This is a genomic window from Streptosporangium amethystogenes subsp. fukuiense, from assembly GCF_042665875.1.
GTDB lineage: Bacteria > Actinomycetota > Actinomycetes > Streptosporangiales > Streptosporangiaceae > Streptosporangium > Streptosporangium fukuiense.
The window spans coordinates 8,510,350-8,533,326 of the sequence record NZ_JBHTEE010000001.1; the positions used below are offsets into that span (position 1 = coordinate 8,510,350).

Annotated in this window: 21 protein-coding genes and 1 tRNA gene; 13 read left to right on the forward strand and 9 right to left on the reverse strand. The window is 69.5% G+C overall.

Annotated features, from left to right (window positions below):
• The first annotated feature begins 32 nt into the window (after positions 1-32).
• From ACFQVD_RS37835 to ACFQVD_RS37865, 7 genes are all read left to right on the forward strand, one after another.
• A complete protein-coding gene (locus tag ACFQVD_RS37835; RefSeq protein ID WP_343977830.1) occupies positions 33-833 on the forward strand; it encodes a uracil-DNA glycosylase in 801 nt (266 codons plus the stop codon).
• Positions 834-1,004: 171 nt separating this feature from the next.
• Positions 1,005-2,321, forward strand: coding sequence for an NAD(P)/FAD-dependent oxidoreductase (locus tag ACFQVD_RS37840; protein ID WP_343977827.1), 1,317 nt, complete (start codon positions 1,005-1,007; stop codon positions 2,319-2,321).
• 173 nt (positions 2,322-2,494) lie between these two features.
• Positions 2,495-2,567, forward strand: a tRNA-Leu gene (locus ACFQVD_RS37845).
• 107 nt (positions 2,568-2,674) lie between these two features.
• A complete protein-coding gene (locus ACFQVD_RS37850; RefSeq protein WP_343977824.1) occupies positions 2,675-3,058 on the forward strand; it encodes a winged helix-turn-helix transcriptional regulator in 384 nt (127 codons plus the stop codon).
• 147 nt (positions 3,059-3,205) lie between these two features.
• Positions 3,206-3,991: a Bax inhibitor-1/YccA family protein gene (locus ACFQVD_RS37855; protein ID WP_343977821.1), complete on the forward strand. Its 786-nt coding sequence runs from the start codon at positions 3,206-3,208 to the stop codon at positions 3,989-3,991.
• Between the two features lie 185 nt (positions 3,992-4,176).
• Positions 4,177-4,404, forward strand: a complete 228-nt coding sequence (locus tag ACFQVD_RS37860; RefSeq protein ID WP_030910989.1) for a DUF4287 domain-containing protein — start codon at positions 4,177-4,179, stop codon at positions 4,402-4,404.
• 69 nt (positions 4,405-4,473) lie between these two features.
• The gene (locus ACFQVD_RS37865; protein WP_343977818.1) at positions 4,474-4,884 is read left to right on the forward strand and encodes a PPOX class F420-dependent oxidoreductase; all 411 of its coding nucleotides are present in this window, start codon (positions 4,474-4,476) and stop codon (positions 4,882-4,884) included.
• Between the two features lie 31 nt (positions 4,885-4,915).
• Here the strand turns inward: ACFQVD_RS37865 and ACFQVD_RS37870 are convergent, their stop codons facing one another.
• The 3 genes from ACFQVD_RS37870 to ACFQVD_RS37880 form a co-directional block, all read right to left on the reverse strand.
• Positions 4,916-6,136, reverse strand: a complete 1,221-nt coding sequence (locus ACFQVD_RS37870; protein WP_343977815.1) for an acetyl-CoA C-acetyltransferase — start codon at positions 6,134-6,136, stop codon at positions 4,916-4,918.
• A gap of 167 nt (positions 6,137-6,303) precedes the next feature.
• Positions 6,304-7,647, reverse strand: a complete 1,344-nt coding sequence (locus ACFQVD_RS37875; RefSeq protein ID WP_343977812.1) for an outer membrane protein assembly factor BamB family protein — start codon at positions 7,645-7,647, stop codon at positions 6,304-6,306.
• A 59-nt stretch (positions 7,648-7,706) separates the two neighbouring features.
• On the reverse strand, positions 7,707-8,681 hold the full coding sequence (locus ACFQVD_RS37880; RefSeq protein ID WP_343977809.1) for an SGNH/GDSL hydrolase family protein: 975 nt from the start codon (positions 8,679-8,681) through the stop codon (positions 7,707-7,709).
• Positions 8,682-8,813: 132 nt separating this feature from the next.
• Between ACFQVD_RS37880 and ACFQVD_RS37885 the strand changes: the two genes are divergently transcribed.
• Positions 8,814-10,184, forward strand: coding sequence for a cystathionine beta-synthase (locus ACFQVD_RS37885; protein ID WP_343977806.1), 1,371 nt, complete (start codon positions 8,814-8,816; stop codon positions 10,182-10,184).
• A gap of 72 nt (positions 10,185-10,256) precedes the next feature.
• Here ACFQVD_RS37885 and ACFQVD_RS37890 read toward each other — a convergent pair whose 3' ends face one another.
• Entirely contained in the window at positions 10,257-11,480 is a 1,224-nt protein-coding gene (locus ACFQVD_RS37890; protein WP_343977803.1) for a sensor histidine kinase, read from the reverse strand.
• 139 nt (positions 11,481-11,619) lie between these two features.
• On the opposite strand from ACFQVD_RS37890, the gene ACFQVD_RS37895 reads away from it, so the two are divergent.
• Positions 11,620-11,820, forward strand: coding sequence for a hypothetical protein (locus ACFQVD_RS37895; protein WP_343977800.1), 201 nt, complete (start codon positions 11,620-11,622; stop codon positions 11,818-11,820).
• A gap of 75 nt (positions 11,821-11,895) precedes the next feature.
• Entirely contained in the window at positions 11,896-13,035 is a 1,140-nt protein-coding gene (locus tag ACFQVD_RS37900; RefSeq protein ID WP_343977797.1) for a cystathionine gamma-synthase, read from the forward strand.
• Between the two features lie 14 nt (positions 13,036-13,049).
• Here ACFQVD_RS37900 and ACFQVD_RS37905 read toward each other — a convergent pair whose 3' ends face one another.
• On the reverse strand, positions 13,050-13,475 hold the full coding sequence (locus ACFQVD_RS37905; protein WP_343977794.1) for a hypothetical protein: 426 nt from the start codon (positions 13,473-13,475) through the stop codon (positions 13,050-13,052).
• 531 nt (positions 13,476-14,006) lie between these two features.
• Between ACFQVD_RS37905 and ACFQVD_RS37910 the strand changes: the two genes are divergently transcribed.
• Positions 14,007-14,420 carry a DUF6292 family protein gene (locus ACFQVD_RS37910; RefSeq protein WP_343977791.1) on the forward strand — a complete coding sequence of 138 codons (414 nt, stop codon included), beginning with the start codon at positions 14,007-14,009 and terminating at the stop codon, positions 14,418-14,420.
• 23 nt (positions 14,421-14,443) lie between these two features.
• Here the strand turns inward: ACFQVD_RS37910 and ACFQVD_RS37915 are convergent, their stop codons facing one another.
• Positions 14,444-16,390: a vWA domain-containing protein gene (locus ACFQVD_RS37915; RefSeq protein WP_343977788.1), complete on the reverse strand. Its 1,947-nt coding sequence runs from the start codon at positions 16,388-16,390 to the stop codon at positions 14,444-14,446.
• Between the two features lie 10 nt (positions 16,391-16,400).
• Positions 16,401-17,798, reverse strand: coding sequence for a sigma 54-interacting transcriptional regulator (locus ACFQVD_RS37920; protein WP_343977785.1), 1,398 nt, complete (start codon positions 17,796-17,798; stop codon positions 16,401-16,403).
• Between the two features lie 279 nt (positions 17,799-18,077).
• Between ACFQVD_RS37920 and ACFQVD_RS37925 the strand changes: the two genes are divergently transcribed.
• Positions 18,078-19,259, forward strand: coding sequence for an FIST signal transduction protein (locus ACFQVD_RS37925; protein WP_343977782.1), 1,182 nt, complete (start codon positions 18,078-18,080; stop codon positions 19,257-19,259).
• 58 nt (positions 19,260-19,317) lie between these two features.
• On the opposite strand, the gene ACFQVD_RS37930 is transcribed toward ACFQVD_RS37925, so the two are convergent.
• Positions 19,318-19,932: a hypothetical protein gene (locus ACFQVD_RS37930; RefSeq protein WP_343977779.1), complete on the reverse strand. Its 615-nt coding sequence runs from the start codon at positions 19,930-19,932 to the stop codon at positions 19,318-19,320.
• A gap of 222 nt (positions 19,933-20,154) precedes the next feature.
• Between ACFQVD_RS37930 and ilvA the strand changes: the two genes are divergently transcribed.
• Positions 20,155-21,363 (forward strand): threonine ammonia-lyase, encoded by a 1,209-nt coding sequence (ilvA, locus tag ACFQVD_RS37935; RefSeq protein ID WP_343977776.1) that lies wholly within the window; start codon positions 20,155-20,157, stop codon positions 21,361-21,363.
• A 42-nt stretch (positions 21,364-21,405) separates the two neighbouring features.
• Here ilvA and ACFQVD_RS37940 read toward each other — a convergent pair whose 3' ends face one another.
• Positions 21,406-22,908, reverse strand: a complete 1,503-nt coding sequence (locus tag ACFQVD_RS37940; protein WP_343977772.1) for a M1 family metallopeptidase — start codon at positions 22,906-22,908, stop codon at positions 21,406-21,408.
• Positions 22,909-22,977: the final 69 nt, after the last annotated feature.

The following is a 22,977-nucleotide window of genomic DNA, read 5'->3' on the forward strand; positions in this document are numbered from 1 at the left end:
CGCGGTCTCCCGCATCGGGCACCATCAAACTCATGACCTGTGTTCCTCCAGGATCCGGCTGGCCCGGTGATCCCGCCCAGCCCGACACCCCCGTCGCCCACGACCCCGCCGAGGTGCGCGAGCTCGCGGAGAAGAGCGGTACCCTCGCTGAGCTCACGGCCGCGCAGTCGGTCTGCAGGGCCTGTCCGCGCCTGGTCGAGTGGCGCGAGGAGGTGGCGACGGTCAAGAGACGGGCGTTCGCCGAGGAGACCTACTGGGGCCGGCCCATCGCCGGATGGGGCGCGGAGCGGCCCGAGATCCTGATCGTCGGACTGGCCCCGGCGGCGCACGGCGGCAACAGGACCGGGAGGATCTTCACCGGCGACCGCAGTGGTGACTGGCTGTTCGCCTCGCTGTACCGGACGGGGCTGGCCGTACAGGAGACCAGCCTGCACGCGGGCGACGGGCAGCGGCTCGTCGGCGCGCGGATGGTGGCGGCGGTCCGGTGCGCTCCGCCCGCGAACCGGCCAGAGCCGACCGAGCGGGCCACCTGCTTCCCCTGGCTGGCCCGTGAGGTCGCCCTGATCTCGGCGGACCTACGGGTGATCGTCGCGCTGGGAGGCTTCGCCTGGCAGGCGATCTGGCCCGCGCTGAAGGACGCCGGGTACGCCCTGCCCCGGCCGAGGCCGGCCTTCGGGCACGGCGCCGAAGTGGAGATCACCTCCCCCGGGGGAAGCCCTGTACGCCTTCTCGGCTGCTACCACCCCAGCCAGCAGAACACCTTCACCGGCCGGGTGACCGCGCCGATGCTCGACGAGCTCTTCACCAGGGCGAACGCGCTCCGCAACTTGTGAAATCAATCACAACCAGAAGATCAGCAGGAATTTTCACGAGAAGAGGGGATGTTTCTAACCGTCGGCAGAAATTTCGGATAGGTTGCCAGGCTTGTGGCTGGCGCGACCGGGGCCGCGCACATATGCTTGTGAAAGCTTTCACAAGCCTCGAGACTTAAGGAAGGCGTCGAAGTGGACCGCAACTCCAAGCACATCGTGGTGATCGGTGGAGGCTATGTCGGCCTTTACACCGTGCTGCGCCTGCAGCACACGCTCCGCAAGGAACTGCGCGAAGGAAGCGTGCGAATCACTGTTCTCACCCCCGAGTCCCACATGACCTACCAGCCCTTCCTGCCCGAGGCGGCCGCCGGAAACCTCTCGCCCCGGCACGTGGTCGTCCCGCTCAGGCGCGTGCTCTCGAAGGCGACGATCCTCAACGGCAAGGTGACCAAGGTCAACCACGCCGCCAAGAGCCTCACCTTCGCGCCCAACGTCGGCACGGCGCACGAGATCGACTACGACATCGTGGTCATGGCCGCGGGCTCGATCTCCCGTACGCTCCCCATTCCGGGTCTGGCCGACGCCGCGATCGGTTTCAAGACCGTCGGCGAGGCGATCGCGCTGCGCAACCGGGTGCTCGAACTCCTCGACCGGGCCGAGAGCGACGACGACGAGGCCCTGCGCAAGCGGGCGCTGACGTTCGTCGTGGTCGGCGGCGGCTTCGCGGGTGTCGAGGCGCTCGCGGAGCTGGAGGACATGGCGGTCGACGCCACCCGCTACTACCGCAACATCTCCCGCGAGGACATGCGCTGGGTCCTCGTGGAGGCCACCGACCGCATCCTGCCCGAGGTGGGCCCCGAGATGGGCAAGTGGACCGCCGAGCAGCTGCGCGAGCGCGGCATCGAGGTCAAGATGAACACCCGCCTCGACTCCTGCGAGGGCGGCCTGGTCAAGCTCTCCGACGGCGACGAGTTCGAATCCGCCACCATCGTGTGGACCGCCGGGGTGAAGCCCAGCCCGGTCGTCAACGCCGGAGACCTGCCCCTCGACGAGCGTGGCCGGATCAAGACGAGCACCCGGCTGACCGTGGTCGGCGTCGAGGACGCCTACGCGGCCGGAGACGTGGCGGGCGTGCCCGACGTGACCAACCCGGGCCAGTACTGCGCGCCCAACGCCCAGCACGCCGTACGGCAGGCCAAGGTCCTCGCGGACAACATCACCCGCAGGCTCCACGGGAAGGAGCAGGTCGACTACCGGCACAGGTACGTCGGCTCCGTCGCGGGACTGGGCCTGCACAAGGGGGTCGCCAACGTCTACGGGATCAAGCTCCGCGGGCTTGCCGCGTGGTTCATGCACCGCACCTATCATCTGTCGCGGGTGCCCACGATCAACCGAAAGGTCCGGGTGACGGCCGACTGGACCCTGGCGCTCTTCTTCAAGCGCGAGACCGTCTCTCTCGGAGAGATCGAGGAGCCACGTACGGAGTTCCGCGCCGCGGCGACGACCTGAACCTCTCCGGGGGTGGACAGGAGTGTCCACCCCCGGATTCGTCGTTGCCGACGGTGTGCTATTTCTTGACCGGGTTCCCGAATCCAGGGCGGGTCCGTAGATTTGGAGCAGTGAGTCATGCGACGGTTGGCTTGAGCAGTTACGCATGAGTGTTCCGTTACGTATGATTAGGCGCCCCCGTAGCCCAATGGCAGAGGCAAACCCCTTAAAAGGGTTCGAGTGAGGGTTCGAGTCCCTCCGGGGGTACCGCATTGCCCATTCGACAATCGGTCCGTGACCAGTGCAAATGTGGTCGCGGGCCGATTTTTCTTACTACTTGGGATTCGACGGGGCCCTGGTATAAAATAGTAACCATGGGGAACGAGGCGAACCTGGAGCCGATGCTCCGGGCCAATGGGATCGCCCGGCAGGTGATCGATCACATCGGGGACAAGTGGTCCCTGCTGGTGATCGCGGCCCTGGGGTACGAGGCCCAGCGGTTCTCCCGGCTCAAGGCGCGGATCGAGGGGATCAACCAGCGCATGCTGACCCGGACGCTGCGGGCGCTGGAGCGCGACGGCATCGTCGAGCGCAACGTCTATCCGACCTCGCCGCCCAGGGTGGAATACGTGCTCACCCGGATCGGCCGTGACCTCTCGGTCACCGTGACCGGCCTCTGCGAGTGGGCGCGCCGCAACCTCGACGAGGTCGAGGCGTCGCAGCGCCTTTTCGACGAGAGATCGGCGAAGGAGATGTGAGGTCCGGGAACCAGACGCGCCAACCGTTCGTTGGCAACATCGGCGGTAGCCGTACGGTCACTTGAACAACATGGATATCAGCACGATACGGCCGTGTGACAACCGATCTAATACGCTGATCGCGTAGGTCGCAGCGTGGAGGCAGCGATGGAGAGCAAGAACCCCGTATTCAGTCGGCAGGCCAAGGGGCATCAGCAGGGATGGGGCATGCCGACCCCCACCCCTGACCAGCTTCAGGGAATGTACAACACGCCGTCATACGCGCCGCCCGCACAGCGGACGATGACGATCGACGACGTGGTCGTGCGTGGCTTCATCACGCTCGGCACGCTCGTTGTCTCGGCGGCGGTCGCCTGGGCGCTCAACCTCGGCATGGGCGCGGCGATCGTCGGCGTCATCGCCGGCCTGGTGCTGGCCCTGATCATCTCGTTCAAACAGAGCACCAACCCCGCGTTGATCCTCGGCTACTCGGTGGCGTACGGCGTCGCCATCGGCGTGATCAGCCATGTCTACAATGATCTGTACAGCGGCATCGTCTTCCAGGCGGTGGTGGGTACGGCTCTGGCGTTCGGCGCCATGCTGACGGTCTACTCGTTGCGCATCATCCGGGTGACGCCGAAGTTCACCAAGTTCGTGGTGGCCGCCGGGCTGGGACTGATGGGCCTCATGCTCATCAACCTGCTCGCCGGTTTCTTCATCGAGGACGGCATCGGCATCCGGGCCGGCGGCCCGCTGGCCTACGTGTTCAGCATCGCCACGATCCTCATCGGCTGCTTCTTCCTGCTTCTCGACTTCGACGAGGTCGAGCGCGGGGTGCGGGCCGGCGCCCCGGAGAAGTACTCGTGGCTGATGGCCTTCGGCCTGACCGTCACCCTGGTCTGGATCTACCTGGAGATCCTGCGCCTGCTGAGCTACTTCTCAAGTAGTGACTGACCGTGACGCCAGGAGGCCCCGCCGGATCCGATCCGGCGGGGCCTCCTTTTTTCTGAGCGGATGCGTGAGTGAACGGAAGGCAACGGGGGATAGACGAACCGCGACGAGAGAGAGTGTCTCGGGGCTTGCTATCTGCGCTTTCGTGATGCACTGTCGAGCAAAGGAGCCTATCCGTGGAGGTGCCCATGTCGTTGAACCACTCAATGGAGACGCAGAACAAGCTGATCGCAAGGGTTCCGGATATCACGGGACGCGCACTCCCCGAGTGGTTCCGAGCAATCGACAACGGTCCGTCGTTCCTTCGTTGCGATGAGCGCGCCACCTGGCTCGCGGACGAGCACGGGCTGTCCCACGGCTATGCCGCCGCCATAGTGCACGAGCACGAGCGGCACCGCCGTACCCGCCACCTGTAGTCGACCGTCTTCGCCAAGCCCGCGCCACCTTGGTGGTGCGGGCTCTGTCATGTGCGCCATGATGAGTTCATGGATCATGAGAAGGCGCGCGGATTCATCCGTGCCAACCACCGCGCGGTAATGCTGACCACGCATGCGGATGGGCGTCCGCAGCTCTCCCCGGTCACCGTGGGGCTCGACGCGGAAGGGAACCCGATCGTCAGCACCCGGGAGACCGCGGCCAAGGTTCGCAACCTGCGCAGGGACCCGAGACTCTCGCTCTGCGTGACCACCGACGCCTTCTTCGGCGAATGGATCCAGATCGACGGCACCGCGGAGATCATCTCGCTGCCCGAGGCGATGGAGACCCTGGTCTCCTACTACCGCGACATCTCAGGTGAGCACCCCGACTGGGACGACTACCGGGCCGCCATGGAGCGGGACCGACGGGTGATCGTGAAGATCACGATCACCCGTGCCGGCCCCGACGTCCACGGCTGACCGAGGCGTCGGGGCCGGTCCCGGCCCGGCCTCAGCTGAGGCGTTCCAGGACCATGGCCATGCCCTGGCCGCCGCCGACGCACATGGTCTCCAGCCCGATCGACCTGTCGTGGAAGGCGAGGCTGTTGATCAGGGTGGAGGTGATGCGGGCCCCGGTCATCCCGAAGGGATGGCCCACCGCGATGGCGCCGCCGTTGACGTTGAGCCTGTCGAGGTCGATGCCGAGTTCCTGGTAGGACGGGATGACCTGGGCGGCGAACGCCTCGTTGATCTCGACGAGGTCCACGTCGCCGATGGACATGCCCGCCCTGGCCAGGGCCTGCTTCGAGGCCTCTACCGGGCCCAGGCCCATGATCTCGGGGGACAGGCCGGTCACGCCGGTGGAGACGATCCGGGCGAGCGGGGTGATGCCGAGCTCGGCTGCCCTGGTGTCGCTCATCACGATCACCGCGGCGGCGCCGTCGTTCAGCGCGCAGCAGTTGCCCGCGGTGACCGTGCCGTCGGGCCGGAAGACCGGCTTGAGGGTCGAGACGGCCTCGTAGGTGGTGCCGGCGCGGGGGCCGTCGTCCTTGCTCACCACGGTTCCGTCGGGCAGGGTCACCGGGGTGATGTCCTTCTCCCAGAAGCCGTTGGCGATGGCCTTCTCCGCCAGGTTCTGGGACCGGACGCCGAACTCGTCCTGCTCCTGCCGGGAGACGCCCTTCAGCCCGGCGAGGTTCTCCGCGGTCTGGCCCATCGCCACGTAGATGTCGGGCAGCAGACCGTCCTCGCGCGGGTCGTGCCAGACCTCGCCGCCGCCCTCGGCGGCCCTGGCCGAACGGGTGCGGGCATCGTCGAACAGCGCGTTCTGCGTGTCGGGCAGCGAGTCCGAGTTGCCCTTGGCGAAGCGGGAGACGCACTCCACGCCCGCCGAGACGAACACGTCGCCCTCGCCCGCCCTGATCGCGTGCAGTGCCATCCGGGTGGTCTGCAGGGAGGACGAGCAGTAGCGGGTCACGGTGGTGCCCGGCACGCCGTCCAGGCCGAGCAGGGTGGCGACCACGCGGCCGATGTTGAAGCCTTGCTCGCCGCCCGGCAGGCCACAGCCCAGCATGAGGTCGTCGATCGTGGTCGGGTCGAGTTGGGGGACCTTGGCAAGCGCGGCCTGGATGATCTGTGCTGTCAGGTCATCGGGGCGGATCTCCTTGAGGGACCCCTTGAAGGCGCGTCCGATGGGCGAGCGCGCGGTCGCGACGATGACTGCCTCGGGCATGTGGCTCTCCTGGGTTCGTATCTGCTCCTCCAGCGGAGCGTACCGCGCGGTATGCCCAAAGCCACGCCCAGGGCGGCATTGAAACAGAACTTTGTACTGGATGCACAGGGTCCCGCCCGGAGACGGGGCCCTGTCGCGGGTCGACCGCCCCTCGCGGGCCGCGGATGTCAGCCGTACATGCCGGGTGAGGTGCCGTCGCCGTCCTTGATCCCGTGGAGGCCGCCCTTCTCGTCGCGCCACATCCGCCAGCCGTTCTGGCTGCCGGTGAACCAGGCGGGCGGGACGCCCGGGCCGGACACCCGCTTGCCGTCGGCCAGCCTGAACTCGCACAGCGAGGCCACCGAGTAGAACCCGGAGTTCTGGCCCTTGAGCGCGAGCGGTTTGGGATCGGTCACGCAGAAGGACCAGCCGTGCTCGTCCTTGACGTCGGCGTTGCGGCCGGTGGCAAGGTCGAACGCGTTGCCCGGCTTGTCGTGTCGCAGGAAACCGACCTTCTCCATCCGGGTCGGGAAGGCAAGCCACCAACCGGACTCGGGAACCTGCTCGGCGGAGATCTGGCCGAGCACCCGGCCGCTGTCGGCCTCCAGTCGGGCGAACCCGCCGTACTGGCCCTCCTGGTCGACCGGGCGGACCACCGGTGCGAAGCCGGGGCTGCCGCTGGGATAGACGCGGACCACCGACGGGCGCATCCAGTTGACGGTGCCGTCGGCGAGCTTGACGGAGAACAGGCCGAAGGCGGAGACCTTGCTCGTCTTCGGGTTGGTGTAGGGGGCGACGTACCCGACGAGGTTTCCCGTCGTCGCGCCGAAGGACCAGCCGCCCGACAGGTCGACCCCGGAGCCGAGGGCCTGCTCGACGGGGGCCCGCCAGATGACCTTGCCGGTCCTCAGGTCGTGCGACTCCAGGACGGGATGGCGGGCGAGGCGGAGGAAGACCACGCGGGAGGTGTCGGACCACTCGACCTCGGCGATGCCGGGGAGCTTCCGCACGATTCTGCCGGTGACCGGATCGAGCACGACGACGCGGGCGCTCGCGAGCGCGGTGTGCTCGGACACGCACACGAAGGTTCCGCACCGCTGGGGGCCGAAGGTGGAGTGCACCGGGCGGCTCCACCTGCGAGTTCCGGTTCTGGCGTCGAGGCCGACGAGCGTGGCCTTCCAGCGCCCCCGCCTGGCGGGGTCGACCGTCACCGCGACGGTCTGCCCGGTGGCGGTCTCGACGATCGCGGGAGCGGGCACCCCCATCCCCGGCAGGCGGCCGGCCATGGTCGAGGGGTGGGACCACAGTTTCCTGCCGGTGGCGAGGTCCACGGCCACCGCCTCAAGCGTGCCGTCCGGCTTCATGGAGGTCGCCATGGCGACGCCATCGGCGACGGTGGTGCGGCTGACCACGTTCACCTCGGTGTTGTGCCAGGTGGGATGGTCGGGGGTGGCCGCTTCACTGCCGGAGCAGCCGCCCAGGGTCAGAGCTCCGGCGAGCACCAGGGCCGGTTTCGCGAGGGGCCGGATCACGGGTATTCCACTCCAATGCGGGCGAGGCGTTACGGCTTCGCGGCGGAGGGTGACCGTGTTCAGGCGCGGTCGGGTCGCTTTCCGGGCCTCCGGCCGAGCAAGGTCACCCATCGTCCCTGGGGTCCGGTCGCTCGACCGGCGACACGGGTCGCGGAGACCTCGGCGCCGGGCTCCTCCGCGGCCTTGGCCGCCGCGAGGTAGATCGACTCAGCACGCTGGACGCGAGGTTCGGGCCACAACTCCAACGCACTGCATACGGAAGGTAGCACTGCGTAAGCTGTCTGGAGATAGCCTTGGCTAGATGGGTGATAACGATCAAGGCCGAACATCTCCGCCGGGTTCATGTCGAACTCCGGCCCCAGCAGGTCCGCGAAGGCCACGGTCCGCCCGCCCGCCTCGACCACGGCGACGGTCTGCGCGGCGGCCAGTTGGCGGCTCCATCGCCTGGTCATCCAGCGCAGCGGCTGCGCGATCGGCCTGACCGTGCCGAGGTCGGGACAGGTGCCCACGACCACCTCGGCCCCCGCCTCCCGCAGCCTCCGGACCGCTTTCTGCAGGTGCCGTACGGCCTGGGCCGGTACGGCCTGCGAGGTGACGTCGTTGGCGCCGATGAAAACGACCGCGATCTCGGGCCGGGCCTTGAGCGCCTCGTCGACCTGGTCGCCCAGCTCCGCGGAGGTCGCCCCCGACCTGCCCACCACGGTCAGCCGTACCGGCCGCTCGGCGATCACGGCCAGCCCGTTGGCGATCAGCACGGCGGGTGTCTCCGCGGGGTTCGTGGTGCCCAGGCCGACGGAGGTGGAGTCGCCGAGCATGGCCATCCGGATCGGCTCGCCGCCGAAGGCCCCGTACACGCCGTCAGAAGGCGGTCCGTCCATGCCGTGCGGCCGGCCGACCGCACGGCGGGCCACCATCGCCTCGGCCAGCAGCAGCCCGTAGGTCGCCGCACCGAGCACGGTGACGCCTCCCCCTCCCAGCGCGGCCGCCGCGGCGATGCGACGGGCGGCTCGCGCCGTCCCGGGTGTCCAGATCACGTGACGTTGCTCCCTCCGTACGGGGCGGTAGCGTTGCCTTTGAAACATGGTCGAGGTCCCGCCACCCCCATGGGATCACGGCGATCAACACAACAAGCTGACAGAGCTTTGGTATTTCGAGGTGATATCCCGGTGCGCGTACATGACTCGCTCGTCGAACTGATGGGCAACACCCCTCTCGTCCGGCTGCAGAAGGTGACGGAGGGTGTTTCCGCCCAGGTGCTGGCGAAGGTGGAGTATTTCAACCCAGGCGGTTCGGTGAAGGACCGCATCGCGGTGCGGATGATCGACGCCGCCGAGAAGTCGGGCGAGTTGCGGCCGGGGGGCACGATCGTGGAGCCCACCTCGGGCAACACCGGAATCGGCCTGGCCATCGTGGCGCAGCAGCGGGGTTACAAGTGCCTGTTCGTGGTGCCGGACAAGGTGGCCCAGGACAAGATCGCGGTGTTGCGCGCCTACGGTGCCGAGGTCGTGGTCTGCCCGACGGCGGTCTCTCCCGATCACCCCGACTCCTACTACTCCGTCTCCGACCGGCTGGCCAAGGAGACGCCGAACGCCTGGAAGCCGGACCAGTACTCCAACCCGAACAACCCGGAGAGTCACTACCACTCCACGGGCCCGGAGATCTGGGAGCAGACCGAGGGCCGGATCACCCACTTCGTGGCGGGCGTCGGCACCGGTGGCACGATCAGCGGCACCGGCCGCTACCTCAAGGAGGTCTCCGGCGGCCGGGTTAAGATCATCGGTGCCGATCCGGAGGGTTCGGTCTACTCCGGCGGCACCGGGCGGCCGTACCTGGTGGAGGGCGTCGGCGAGGACATCTGGCCGGCCACCTACGACACCACGATCTGCGACGAGATCATCGCGGTCTCCGACAAGGACTCCTTCGGCATGACCCGCCGCCTGGCCCGCGAGGAGGCGCTCCTGGTGGGCGGCTCCTGCGGGATGGCGACGGTGGCGGCGCTGCGGGTGGCCTCGCAGGCCGGCCCGGACGACGTGGTCGTGGTGCTGCTGCCCGACGGTGGCCGCGGCTACCTTTCGAAGATCTTCAACGACGAGTGGATGGCCGACTACGGCTTCCTGACCACCTACAGCGACGAGGGCCTGGTCAAGGACGTGCTGACCCGGAAGAACTCCGGTATGCCGGAGTTCGTGCACACCCATCCGTACGAGTCGGTCGACACGGCCATCTCGATCATGCGCGAGTACGGCGTGTCGCAGCTTCCGGTGATGAAGGAGGAGCCGCCGGTCATGGCCGCCGAAGTGGTCGGCTCGATCCTGGAGCGAGACCTGCTGGACGCCCTTTACCGCGGCCGGGTGCGGCCGACCGACCCGCTGGCGGCCCACATGTCGCAGCCGCTGCCTACGATCGGCGCGGGGGAGCCGGTCTCCATCGCCGTCGATGCGCTGGAGAAGGCCGACGCCGCGGTCGTCCTCGACAACGGCAAGCCCGTCGGGCTGCTCACCCGCCAGGACCTGCTGGCCTTCCTCGCCAACCACTGAGCTCGCCGACCGCTGAGACCACCCGAATGCCGGCCGGGAGACCCAGGCCGGTATTCGGGCCGTCCCTGCGGATCAGAGGGGGAACTCGGCCGTCACCTCCCAGGCGCCGGAACGGGTGGGCCCGGCCATGAGCCTGCCGCCGAGCGCCTCGACGCGCTCGACCATGCCCACCAGGCCGAAGCCGCCGCCGAGGTGGGAGATCCTGGCATCGGACACCGAGCCGTAGTTGCGCACCCGCAGCCGCACGGCGTCCCCGGCCGCGTTCTCCCGGCTCCCCGGCTCCCAGCCCTTCCCCGCGCGCTCGCTCTCGGCCCAGGCGCGCAGGTCGGAGCCGTCGGTCAGTCTCAGGTCCGCCTCGACCCAGCCGGTGCCGGGAGCATGCCGGCGGACGTTGGTCAGCGACTCCTGGAGGACCCGGTGGAGGGTGGTCATCACCTCCGGGGCCAAGGTGCCGTCGGTGATGCCCTGACCGATGTCGAAGGCGACCTGGGGGCCGGCGGCGGAGAAACGCTCGACCATCGTGCGCATGTCCATGAGCGTGCTGCCCGGTGACCGGGCGGCCTCGTCCTGCGCGCGGAGCACGCTGACCAGGCGGCGCATCGAGGTCAGCGCGTCGGCCCCGGCACCGGCGATCGCCTCCAGGGAGGGGATCACGGCCTCCGGTTTCCGCTCGGCGACGATCTTGGCGGCCTGCGCCTGCACCACGATCCCGGTGATGTGGTGGGCGACCAGGTCGTGCAGTTCCCTGGCCAACTCCAGGCGCTCGGCCCGCCGCACCGACTCCACGGCCTCCCTGCGGCGCTCCTGCTGAAAGCGGAGGTAGGCGCCGACACCGGCGGCCAACGACCAGCTCACGAAGAGCAGGAAGCCGGTGACCAGGCTGGCGGTCGTCTCGTTCAGGCGTACGCAGGACGCCTCCAGCACGACCATCGCCGCCAGCGCGAACAGCGCGGCCCGCCGCACCGGCTCGATCGCCCGCAGCCCGCCGACGGTGAGGACCAGCAGCGTTCCGATCTCGGCCAGGCCGGGTCCGCCGTTACCCTCGGTGATGCCGACGGCCAGGCTGCACAGGAAGGACACCGTCAGCAGGGCGACGAACCCGCCGACCCGCAGGCGGCGGCGCCACAGCACCGCCGCGACGCCCAGCACGCCGCACAGCAGAACCGGCCACATCGCCTCCCCGTGCGAGCTCGTCACGATCAGAACGTCGAGCAGCAGGAGCAGGAGGAGCCAGCCGATCAACGCGATCTCGCTGAGCCGTTTGACCCAGTAGACGAGCCGGTTCGTTTCCCCCACGGTCCCAGAGCCTAAACCTGAAGGGGGAGGTGGCATATCGGCCGTTCGGCTGAGCCGTCCCGGTTCGAACCGGTCCTTCAGCGGAGGCGGTGCCAGGGCGGCCGCACCGATGCTTGACATGTCGAAGGGGGAGAGGGAAATGACTGTCATCGGAATTCTGCTGCCGGTCGCCGGCCTGCTGGTCGGCGTCGCCCTGACGCTCGCCGACCCGGTCCTGCTCTCGCGGATCACCGGGGAGCGCGCAGAGGGAGCCGAGGAAGGCGGTGCGGAGCGGTTGTACGTGCCCCTTGGCGGGTGGGTGCGCCGAGGGAGTGGGGCGAGTGGTCTGCGTGCTCCCTAGCGGGGGTGCGTCGAGGGGTGGCGGGAGCGGTTTGCGTGCTCTGAGGGCGCCGATGTTGCGAGTAGCGTTGACCCCATGAACCAAGGATTCGAGACGCTGGCCATCCACGCAGGTCAGGAACCCGACCCCTACACCGGGGCGGTGGTTCCGCCGATCTACGCGGTGTCCACCTACAAGCAGGACGGCGTTGGTGGTCTGCGCGCCGGATATGAGTACAGCCGGTCGGCCAACCCGACCAGGACGGCGCTGGAAGAGGCCATGGCCGCGGTCGAGGGCGGCAGCCGCGGCCTGGCCTTCGCCTCGGGCCTGGCGGCCGAGGACACGGTGCTCCGCACGATCTGCAAGCCGGGCGACCATGTCATCATCCCGAACGACGCCTACGGGGGCACCTACCGCCTGTTCGCCAAGGTGCACGAGCGCTGGGGGCTGCACTACGACCCGGTGCCGCTGGGCGACCTGGCGGCGGTGGCGGCCGCGGTGACCCAGAAGACCAGGGTCATCTGGGTGGAGACGCCCACCAACCCGCTGCTCGGCATCGCGGACATCGCGGCCTTGGCCCAGCTCGCGCGCGACTGCGGCGCGTTGCTGGTGGTGGACAACACCTTCGCCTCTCCGTACCTGCAGCAGCCGCTGGCGCTGGGCGCGGACGTGGTCGTGCACTCCACCACCAAGTACGTGGGCGGCCACTCCGACGTGGTCGGCGGCGCGCTCGTCGCACGCGACGCCGGGCTGGGCGAGGAGCTCGCGTACCACCAGAACGCGATGGGCGCGGTGGCCGGGCCGTTCGACGCCTGGCTGACGCTGCGCGGTCTCAAGACGCTCGGGGTGCGGATGGACCGCCACTGCGAGAACGCCGAACGGGTGGTGGATCTGCTACTCGCCCATCCGCGGGTGACCTCGGTGCTCTATCCGGGCCTGGCCGAGCACCCCGGTCACGAGGTGGCGGCCAAGCAGATGAGGCGCTTCGGCGGCATGGTCTCCTTCCGGATGGCCGGAGGGGAGGCCGAGGCGGTCGAGGTGTGCGACCGGACCAGGCTGTTCACCCTGGGCGAGTCGCTCGGCGGTGTGGAGTCGCTGATCGAGCACCCCGGCCGGATGACCCATGCCTCCGTGGCGGGTTCGCCGCTGGAGGTCCCCGGCGACCTGGTCCGCCTGTCGGTCGGCATCGAGTCGGTCGACGACCTCCTCGCCGACCTCACCCAGGCGCTGGGGTAGGAGCGCGGGCGCGCTCAGACCGGGTTGAACCAGACCATCAGTGCCAGGATGACGATCCAGATCAGCACGATCACGCCGGAGAAGGCGGCGATCCGGCCGGTCTGAACCTTGGCGTCGTCCTCCGGGCTCTCGCTGGAGAGGACCCGGATGGCGGCGCCCTGGTCGCGGGCCACCATGAACAGCAGTCCCAAGGTGACGATGAAGAGCGTCATGGAGACCGACAGGTACGGCCTGCCGAGGAACTCGCGGCCCAGCAACAGGCCGAACAGGAAGATCCCCAGGGAGGCGAAGCCGTAGATACGGGTGGTCTTGTGCAGGTAGCGCAGGACGTCGACGTTCTTGGCACGGATGAATCTGGGAGTGGACATCATGGCGGCGGTCACCGGGCCCAGAGCGAAGATCGAAAAGCCGATGTGCAGCCAGAGCAGCAGGTCTGTCATGCGCCAGACATTAGTCTTCGTCGATCTCTTCTGGGTACGGCTCGCTCGGACGTCACCGACCAGCAGTGATCTTTTGAAGACGGTTCCGGTGCGGCGGGCGGGCGGGTCCCGGCCCCCTGGTCGTCCCGCGGGGGCCGTGCGGACCGGGCCGGTCGGACATTCGGGGGGATGTCACTCGCCGTCGATGGTGTCGTGCCTGTCCCGGCCGTGCGGGACCATGCACAACTCGAAGCAGACGCAGACAATGAGCATCAGTGCCACGAGAGTTCCCGCGAGCATCGGACTCATTCCTCCCCCTTGAATTGGTGAACTTTCTTTACTAGGTAGACGGCGGCAGCCCCGAAGACGTTGTTACGGAAGGGTCACGGTTTGCGAGGTGGTCGATCTTCGAATCCTGCTTCGAGCACACCCGGGGATGAGTAGGATCGAAAAGAGTCCGTTCCCGTGTGATGAGACCGGCGGCGAAGTCGTGGTCGTGCCGGGCGGGCCTTCCACCGAACAGAGATAAGACGGCACGAAGGAGTGCCAGCCGTGGCTGTCAAACACGTTGAGCCGTACACCGAGGAGTGGCGGGACCAGCCGGCCCACTATGTCGGCCTCGTCGTCGAAGCCCTGGGTGACCAGGTCGAGAGCTGGTGGCGGGGACCCTGCGACCCGCGCACCGTCACCGTCCGCCTGACCGGAGGCGACGCGCTGGTCTGGGACGAGGAGAGCGGCTGGCGCCGTGGCCGCTACGCGAGCGGTGACCCGGGCACCCCCACGGTCCTCGCCGAGGATCGCTATCTCGGCGGCGGCCTGCTGCTCTCTCCCCGGCGGATCCCCTCCGCGATCGCCGACGCCCGCGCGGGTGTCGGCAACAGCACGGCGTGGCGTCCCTGCTACCGCTCCTACCGCCACTACCACGACGGCTTCGACCTGGCACTCGACGGCTACGCCGACTTCTGAGCCCTCAGGCGGGCCGGGGGCCGTCAGCGCGTGCGACGAGCCCGCAGGAAGTCGCTGACGACGTACTCTCCCAGGCGGTCGGCGCCTGGAGAGAAGACCCGGCCGCCGTTGCGCCGCCCGACCTCGTTCACGAAATCCTTCAGACGCTCGTCATCGGCGAGCATGAAGACGTTGAGCGTCGCCCTGCGCCGGGTCATCTTGTCGACCTCGGCGAGCGTCAGCTCCAGCGTCTCCTGGGTGGGCGGCCACTCGAAGGCCGCCGAGCCGTTACGCCGCAGGTGGGCGGTGGGCTCACCGTCGGTGACCACGAGCACGACCGGCTCGAAGTCGGGGTGGCGGTCCAGGTGGCGCCCGGCGATCAGCAGGGCGTGGTGCAGGTTCGTCCCCTGGACCATGTCCCACTCCAGGCCCGCCAGCTCGTCGGGCTGCAGCACGCGGGCGTAGTTGGAGAAGCCGATGATCTGCACCGAGTCCTGCGGGAACTTCGAGGCCACCAGCGCCTGCAGCGCCATCGCCGTCTGCTTGGCGGCCGCCCAGGTGCCGCGGAGCGCCATCGAGTAGGACAGGTCGACCAGCAGGCAGACCGCCGCCGCCGTACGCCGCTCGGTCTCGGCCACCTCGAAGTCGTCGACGGACAGGGTCACCGCGCCGGTGCTCCCTCCGCGCCGGACGCCGTTGATCACCGTGCGCACCACGTCGATCGGCTGCTCGTCGCCGAACCGCCAGGGCCGTGAGGAGCCGGTGAGCTCACCGGCCGAACCGGCGTCCACCTGGTCGTGGTCGCCGCGGCGTCCGCTCTCCAGGGAGGCGAAGACGCGGCGCAGCGCGGTCTCGCCCAGGCGCCTGACGGCCTTCGGGGTGAGCTCCAGCTTGCCGCGCCGGCGCAGCAGGTAGCCCTGCTGCTCCAGCTCGCGCTCGACCTGCCTGAGCGCCCGCAGGTCGTCGACGGCCGCCCGGCCGAGGGCACGCCGGATCGCGGCCTCGTCGATGTCGTCCATTCGGGCGCCGGGGTAGTCCTGGCGGAGCGCGGCCTCCAGCTGGGTCAGGTCGGCGAGCTCGTCCAGCGCGCTCACCGCGTCGGACATCCCCATCGGCTCGTCGCCGCTCAGCCGCTCCGGGGTGTTCCAGGCGAGGTCGGGGCGGCGGGCGTACAGGGACTCGCCCAGGCGGCGCATCTGCTCGTCCAGCCCGGCCTGGGCGAGCGTCTGCTCGATCAGCCGGCCCAGTTCCTCGCGCTGGGCCGGGGTCAGGGAGGCCAGCAGGCGCTGGGTGGCCGCGGCCCGCCGGGCGAGGGTGTCGACCAGCTCCTCCAGGTTCCGCGGCGACTCCGGAAACATGTCCCCATATTTCGACATGAAATTATCGAAATCAGCCTGAGTGTGCTCACCACGGGCGTCCCGGTCGAGCATGTCGTTCAGGTCGGACATCATCTCCCTGACCCGCTCCATGGCGGCGGGGTCGGGATTGGCCAGGGCCTGCCGCATGCCGCGGAACTGGCTGTCGAGCACCTCCCCGCGCAGCAGGTCGCGCAGTTCCTCGAAGGTCTGCCTGGCGGCGGCCGAGCGCCACCGGTAGTCCCCCAGCTCCCGGATGGCGCTCGCCGTGTCGTCGGGGAGGGCGGCCAGCTCCGCCTCGCGGAGCCTGGCCTCGTCCGAGGGGTCGGGGAACAGCTCGGCCCGCTCCTGGCCGATCGCCTTGTCCAGCAGCGCCCTGGCCCGCTCCAGCGTGCCGTCCAGGCGTCCGCGCTCGCGCAGCTCCCGGCGCCGGCGCCGCACCTCGCGGAGCAGATCGTCGAGCCCGCGCCGATTCTGCGCGCCCGGCAGGCCCTCCTTGAGCAGGTCACGCAGGGCGTGGGCGGGGTTGGAACCGGACAGGATCGCGTCGCCCATCCGATCCAGCGCCGAACGGACGTCGTACGGAGGGGCGAGCGGGTCGGGCCCGTCCCGGTATTCGCCGTAGCGATAGCTCATGCCAGACACCTCAGGTGCGGTAGGTCGTCGTGCCGTCCACCTCGTCCTTGGAGAGCCGACGCAGGAGATACAGGCCCTCCAGGGCGAATTCCAGCGCGGCGGCGGCGTGGCCGGGCGACTCGTCGCCGATGCCGAGCTGGGACATGATCTTCGCCAGGCCCTGCACCGGGCCGATCCTGCGCAGCAACTCGGCCGCCGGGACCGCCACCCCCGACTCGACCTGGACGCCCTCCGCGAACCTGTCCAGCAACGGGGCCAGGTCCGTGCCGCCGAGCGTGCCGCGGAACGTCTCGGCCACCGCCCTGCGGAGCAGATGCGAGAGCACCTCGGTCTCCCGGCCCTCCTCGCTGACCTCGAACTCCACCTTGCCGCGGAGCGTGTGCACGATCCCCGGAAGGTCGGCGACCCTGGCCACCGCGTGGTCCTCGCCGGTCAGCGCCGCACGCCGGATGGCCGAGGCGGCCGCGGTCTCGGCCGCGGCGATGGAGAAGCGGGCCGAGACGCCAGAGCGCGCGTCCACGGCGGTGGACTCGCGGACCAGCCGGGTGAAGCGGGCGATCACCTCGATCAAATGGTCGGGCAGGTCGGCGCCCACCTGATCGAGAGCGGCCTCCTGACGGATCAGCACCAGCTCGGTCTCGATCGAGAGCGGGTAGTGGGTGCGGATCTCGGCGCCGAAACGGTCCTTCAGCGGGGTGATGATCCGGCCGCGGTTGGTGTAGTCCTCGGGGTTGGCGCTGGCGATCAGCAGGACGTCCAGGGGCAGGCGCAGGTTGTAGCCCCTGACCTGGATGTCGCGCTCCTCCAGCACGTTGAGCAGCGAGACCTGGATGCGCTCGGCCAGGTCGGGCAGTTCGTTGACGGAGAACACGCCCCGGTTGCTCCGGGGCACCAGGCCGTAGTGAACGGTCTCCGGGTCACCGAGCGTGCGTCCCTCAGCGATCTTGATCGGGTCGATGTCGCCGATCAGGTCGCCGACGGAGGTGTCCGGGGTGGCGAGTTTCTCGCCGTACCGTTCGTCCCGGTGTTTCCAGGAGATCGGCAGTTCCTCACCCGCCTCGTCGGCCAGGCGGCGGCAGCGGACGCACGAGGGCCGGTAGGGATGGTCGTTGATCTCGCAGCCCTCGACGACGGGGGTCCACTCGTCGAGGAGCCCGGTCACGGTGCGGATCAGCCGGGTCTTGCCCTGGCCACGCTCACCGAGCAGGACCAGGTCATGCCCGGCGAGAAGCGCCCGCTCCAGGTATGGCAGGACGGTGTCGTCGAAGCCCACGATGCCGGGGAACCGCGACTCCCCTGCCCGCAGGCGGGCCAGGAGGTTCTCACGGATCTCGGCCTTTACCGTACGGTGAATATGGCCGCTCGCGCGCAGCTCGCGCAGAGTACGTGGCTCTGGGATTTGAGGCACGGGATCGAGCCTACGTCCACAACACCCGATCCGGCACTCTCATCCCTCTTTCGGATCTTGACTATTGTGTGGGGCTCGACACGAGTGCTTGTGTCGGCAGTGGGGAGAATCGCTCCAAGACAAGACACCGGATGACTTCAGGATCAAGCGTCAGGACGGCCTCGGGGGGACGTCGGACGGTTCCGGCATTCACGAACTTCACGGCGAGCTTCGGGCGAGACCACGGTCACTCCCGGGCGAGCCGTCAGACAAGAGGGAGAGGCGAGACGAGTGGCGCTGATGACGAGCCGTTTCGCCGATGGCCTCGCGGTGGGGTCCGATCTGGTCGCCGCAGCCGAGACCGCGGTGCGCCAAGCTCTGTCCGGCCTGTCCGGACCCGCTGACCTGCTCTGCTTTTTCATCTGCGGGGACGATCCCGACGACGTCTCCCGCGCCGGACTGCGTGCGATGAGCATGGCACCGGGCGCCGCCGTCCTTGGCTGCAGCGCCACCGGGGTCATCGGTGACGGGCAGGGGGTGGAGGTCACCCCGGCGGTCAGTGCCTGGGCCGCCACCCTCGATGGGGCCAGGCTGACGACCTTCGCGCTCGACACGCTGCGGACCGACGACCGCTTCGTCGTGGTCGGCCTGCCCGACTGCGGCCCCGACGATCACGCCGCCATCCTGCTCGCCGACCCCTACACCTTCCCCACCGACGGTTTCGTCGAGCGCTCGGAGGAGGTCATGGGAGACCTTCCGCTGATCGGCGGCCTGGCCAACGCGATCCAGGGCCGCGGCGCGGTGCGGCTGTTCGCCGACGGGAGGATCTACACCGAGGGGGCAGTCGGGGTGCTGCTCAGCGGTGACCTCAACGTCAGCACCGTGGTCAGCCAGGGCTGCCGCCCGATCGGCCCGACGATGGCCGTCACCTCCGTCGAGGACAACCTGCTGCTCGAACTCGCGGGGCAGCCCGCTCTGGCCCGGTTGGAGGAGATCGTCAGCGCCCTGGACGAGGACGACCGCGACCTGGTCGCCTCGGGGCTGCAGATCGGCATCGCCATGGACGAGTACGCGGAACGGCACGAGCGCGGCGACTTCCTGATCAGGGGCGTGCTCGGCATCGACCCCGAACGCGAGGCGGTGGCCATCGGCGACGTCGTCGAGATCGGGCGTACCGTCCGGTTCCAGGTCCGCGACGCCGCCACCGCCGACGAGGACCTGTACGAGCTGCTCGACGCCCACCGAGAGACGTTCGGCCGGGTGGACGGCGCCCTGCTGTTCTCCTGCAACGGCCGGGGCTCGGCCATGTTCGGCAGCGCCGACCACGACGCCGTCGCCGTCCGCGACACCCTGGGCCCCATCGGGGTGGCCGGATTCTTCGCCGCGGGAGAGGTGGGCCCGGTGGGCGGCCACAACCACGTCCACGGCTTCACCGCCTCGGTCCTGGTCTTCTCCGCCCGGCCGCCGGCCGGCCAGCCCTGAGATCAGCCGATCCTGGGCGGGCCGAGATACGGTCGACCCCGCCGTCCGGACTGGACGGTCATCGTGAGGCGAGGGCCCTGCTCGCGGTGTGGGCCGCTCGGTGTTCGGCGTCCACGATCTTCTCCAGCGCCTCGGGGTCCATGACGATGCCGGACTCGGGGATCTCGGCACGGCTGCGCGGGGAGATCGGCAGGCCGACGGCGGCGAACCGGTCCGCCAGGTGCCCGAACGCCGGGCCGTCGACGCCGGAATCGTTGAGCAACGCCTCAAGGAGGGTGCTGCCCCTCGGCGCGAAGAAGGTTCCCTCGCTGTCGATCGCGACGATCGGCGGCCGCTCCGCCCGCTCGTCCGGGTGCAGCCAGTATCCGTACACGCCGTCGCCGAGCGAGGGCGAGTTGAACGTCTCCACGACGGGGAACAGGTGGCTCAGTACCTCCGACCACGATCCGCCGATCTCCCGGTTGGCGGCGTCGTCGAACACCGGGTGGGTGCTTCCCGGCCCCAGCACGGTGATCTCCAGCTCGTGCAGCGGGTCGGCGTCCGGGCCCGCGTGGAGGGGCCGGGAGGCCTGGATGGCGACCATCCGCAGCAGCTCACCGGGGATCGGGCGGTCGCCGAGCCACCGCCTCGCCCATTCGACGTACTCCTCCTCCGTGAATCGCCCGTCCGTCATCTCAGGACACCTTGCTCCCCGGTGCAGGCCACCGCGTACATCTTGCGCTCCGTGTTGTCCAGGAACCGATGCCGATCCCGTCTCCGCCCGAGTCTGCCCGCACCGTCTTGTGAAGTCCTTGTAAGCGACTGGGGGCGATCGCGGGTGGTGGTCGCCCCGTCCGGCGAGCGCTCCCGCCAGGTCCGGTGCGAAAGCGCGAGCGCGCGCCGTACGATGGCCCGCATGTCGGAGTCTCGGGTGACCTACGAGGACGTGGTCGCCGCGCGCGAGTCGCTGGCCGACGTCGCTCTGCGCACCCCGCTGCTCCACTCACACGTGCTGTCGGGCATCGTCGGCGGGCCCGTCCACCTCAAGTGCGAGCACCTGCAGCGCTCGGGTTCCTTCAAGATCCGGGGGGCGTACGTCAGGATCGCCGGGCTGACCGAGAGCGAGCGGCGGCGAGGGGTGGTCGCGGCCAGTGCGGGCAACCACGCGCAGGGTGTGGCGCTCGCCTCCGGACTGGTCGGGACCTCCTCGACGGTCTACATGCCGCAGGGGGCGCCGCTGCCCAAGGTGGCCGCCACCCGCTCGTACGGCGCCGAGGTGATCTTCGCGGGCGACACCGTGGACGTCGCGCTGGAGCGGGCGGGGGAGCATGCCGAGCGGACCGGAGCGGTGTTCATCCATCCCTTCGACCACCCCGACGTCATCGCCGGGCAGGGCACGATCGGGCTGGAGATCGTGGAGCAGCTTCCCGAGGTCGGCACGATCGTGATGTCACTGGGCGGCGGCGGGCTGGCCGCCGGGGTCGCGCTGGCGGCCAAGTCGCTGAGGCCGGGCGTGCGGATCGTCGGGGTCCAGGCCGAGCGGGCCGCCGCCTACCCGGCGTCGCTGGCCGCCGGGCATCCGGTCGAGGTCCGGCCCGCCTCGACGATGGCCGACGGCATCGCCGTGGGCCGCCCGGGCGAGCTGCCCTTCGAGCTGATCCACTACCTGGTCGACAACGTCGTCACCGTCACCGAGAGCCAGATCTCCCAGGCGCTGGTGCTCTGCCTCGAACGGGCCAAGCAGGTCGTCGAGCCGGCGGGCGTGGCCGGGGTGGCCGCGATCCTGGCCCACCCGCGGGTCTTCGAGCCGCCCGTGGTGGCGGTGCTCTCCGGGGGCAACGTCGACCCGCTGCTGCTGGCCAAGGTCCTCCGGCACGGCCTGGCCGCGGCGGGGCGCTATCTCACCATGCGGGTGCCGCTCTCCGACAGGCCGGGTGCGTTGGCGAGGTTGCTGGCCAGGCTGGCGGAACTCGGCGCCAACGTGCTCGACGTCGTGCACGAGCGGCTGGGCATGCACCCCGGCGAGGTCGAGGTCCAGCTCCAACTGGAGACCAGGGGGCCGGCGCACTCCGCGGAGGTGCTGGGCTCCCTGCGGACGGACGGGTACAAGATCGTCTGTACCTGAGCCGTCACCGGGCGCCCGGCTCCTCGCCGCATCGGGCCCGCGTCACCAGGTGGACGGCTTCTCGGCGGTGAACAGCCAGGCGTCGAAGAGGGCTTCGAGGTTCTTGCCGGAGATCTTCTCGGCCATCGCGATGAATTCCGGGGTCGTGACACTCCCGTACTTGTGCGTGGCGACCCACTGCTTCAGGAGCTTGAAGAACGCCTGGTCGCCGATCCGCTGCCTGAGCGCGTGCAGCGTCATACCACCCCGGGTGTAGACGGAATTGTTGAACAGGTCCTCCGGCCTGGCCCGGCCGGGGGCGTAGCTCCAGATGGGGTCGCCGACGGCGGCGGCGTAGTGCCTGCGGAAGAGCTGCTCGGTGGTGGCCCGGCCCTCGTGCTCCGACCAGAGCCACTCGGCGTAGGTCGCGAAGCCCTCGTTGAGCCACAGGTCCTTCCACCGCTTGATGCTGAGGCTGTCGCCGAACCACTGGTGGGCCAGCTCGTGGGCGATGATGTCCTCGTCGGGGGCGAACCCGCCGTACATGGGCTTGGTCTGGTTCTCCAGCGCGTAGCCCGCGGGGAAGTCGTCGACCACGCCCCCGGTGGAGGAGAAGGGGTAGGGGCCGAAGAGCGTGCTCCAGTAGTCGGTGACCTTGCCCGACACGTCGTACAGCCTCCGCAGCGAACCACGGAAGATCGGGTCGACGGCCGCCAGGTTCTTCAGGCCCCCGGGGGTCTTGCCCTGGAGCACCTCGAACCTGCCCAGCGTCATGGTGGCCAGGTAACTGGCCATCGGGTGGCTCTCCCGCCACCGGAAGGTCGTCCTGCCCCCGGCGGTCTTCGGCTCGCCGACGAGCTCGCCGTTGGCCAGCGCCGTCAGCCCCGCGGGCACGGTGAGCTCGAAGTCGTAGCGCGCCTTGTCGGCGGGGTGGTCGTTGCTGGGGAACCAGGTCTTGGCGCCGTTGGGCTGGCCCGTGACGAACGCGCCGTCCTGGGTCGGGATGAAGCCGTACGTGCCCAGATTGGAGGAGTTCCGGACAGGTTTGGGCTCTCCGGCGTACGTGACGTCGACGGCGAACGTCGCGTCGTTCGGGATGGACTCGGCGGGGGTGACGGTGAGCTCGCTTCCGGCCCGATCGAATCTCGCGGGCCTGCCGTCCACGGTGACCCGGCTGACCGTGAAGCCTGAGAGGTCGAGGTTGAAGCTCGCCAGGTGCTGGGTGGCCCGGGCCTCGATCCTGGCCGTCCCGGCCAGGTGCTTGGCGGACGGGGTGTAGCCCAGCTTGAGCAGGTAGTGGTCGACGTCGTAGCCGCCGTTGCCGTCGGTGGGGAAGTCGGAGTCGCCGATCCCGGGGGCACCGGGCCTGGCCCTGGTGTCGGCGGCGGAGCTGGACAGGGGGGAGGCGGAGGGGCCCGACAGCGTCGAGTTCACCGTCGAGTTGACGGTCGAGCCCGCCGCCGGGGCGCTCTCCCCGCTCGACGCGGCACAGGCGACCGTGCCGATGGTGCCGAGCGTGCTGAGCAGAGCGGCGGTCGCCGTGGTGGCCAGCCGTTTGGACGCCATACCCCTAACACCCCTTCCCCGGCCCGCTGAGCCGAGCTCGTGCATGGCACACTACGCGACTGACCTGCG

Coding starts and splice junctions, on each gene's coding strand:
- ACFQVD_RS37835 (WP_343977830.1), top strand. CDS start 33: ATGACCTGTGTTCCTCCAGGATCCGGCTGGCCCGGTGATCCCGCCCAG.
- ACFQVD_RS37850 (WP_343977824.1), top strand. CDS start 2,675: ATGGGGAACGAGGCGAACCTGGAGCCGATGCTCCGGGCCAATGGGATC.
- ACFQVD_RS37855 (WP_343977821.1), top strand. CDS start 3,206: ATGGAGAGCAAGAACCCCGTATTCAGTCGGCAGGCCAAGGGGCATCAG.
- ACFQVD_RS37860 (WP_030910989.1), top strand. CDS start 4,177: ATGTCGTTGAACCACTCAATGGAGACGCAGAACAAGCTGATCGCAAGG.
- ACFQVD_RS37865 (WP_343977818.1), top strand. CDS start 4,474: ATGGATCATGAGAAGGCGCGCGGATTCATCCGTGCCAACCACCGCGCG.
- ACFQVD_RS37870 (WP_343977815.1), bottom strand. CDS start 6,136: ATGCCCGAGGCAGTCATCGTCGCGACCGCGCGCTCGCCCATCGGACGC.
- ACFQVD_RS37895 (WP_343977800.1), top strand. CDS start 11,620: ATGACTGTCATCGGAATTCTGCTGCCGGTCGCCGGCCTGCTGGTCGGC.
- ACFQVD_RS37900 (WP_343977797.1), top strand. CDS start 11,896: ATGAACCAAGGATTCGAGACGCTGGCCATCCACGCAGGTCAGGAACCC.
- ACFQVD_RS37905 (WP_343977794.1), bottom strand. CDS start 13,475: ATGACAGACCTGCTGCTCTGGCTGCACATCGGCTTTTCGATCTTCGCT.
- ACFQVD_RS37915 (WP_343977788.1), bottom strand. CDS start 16,390: ATGAGCTATCGCTACGGCGAATACCGGGACGGGCCCGACCCGCTCGCC.
- ACFQVD_RS37925 (WP_343977782.1), top strand. CDS start 18,078: ATGACGAGCCGTTTCGCCGATGGCCTCGCGGTGGGGTCCGATCTGGTC.
- ACFQVD_RS37930 (WP_343977779.1), bottom strand. CDS start 19,932: ATGACGGACGGGCGATTCACGGAGGAGGAGTACGTCGAATGGGCGAGG.
- ilvA (WP_343977776.1), top strand. CDS start 20,155: ATGTCGGAGTCTCGGGTGACCTACGAGGACGTGGTCGCCGCGCGCGAG.
- ACFQVD_RS37940 (WP_343977772.1), bottom strand. CDS start 22,908: ATGGCGTCCAAACGGCTGGCCACCACGGCGACCGCCGCTCTGCTCAGC.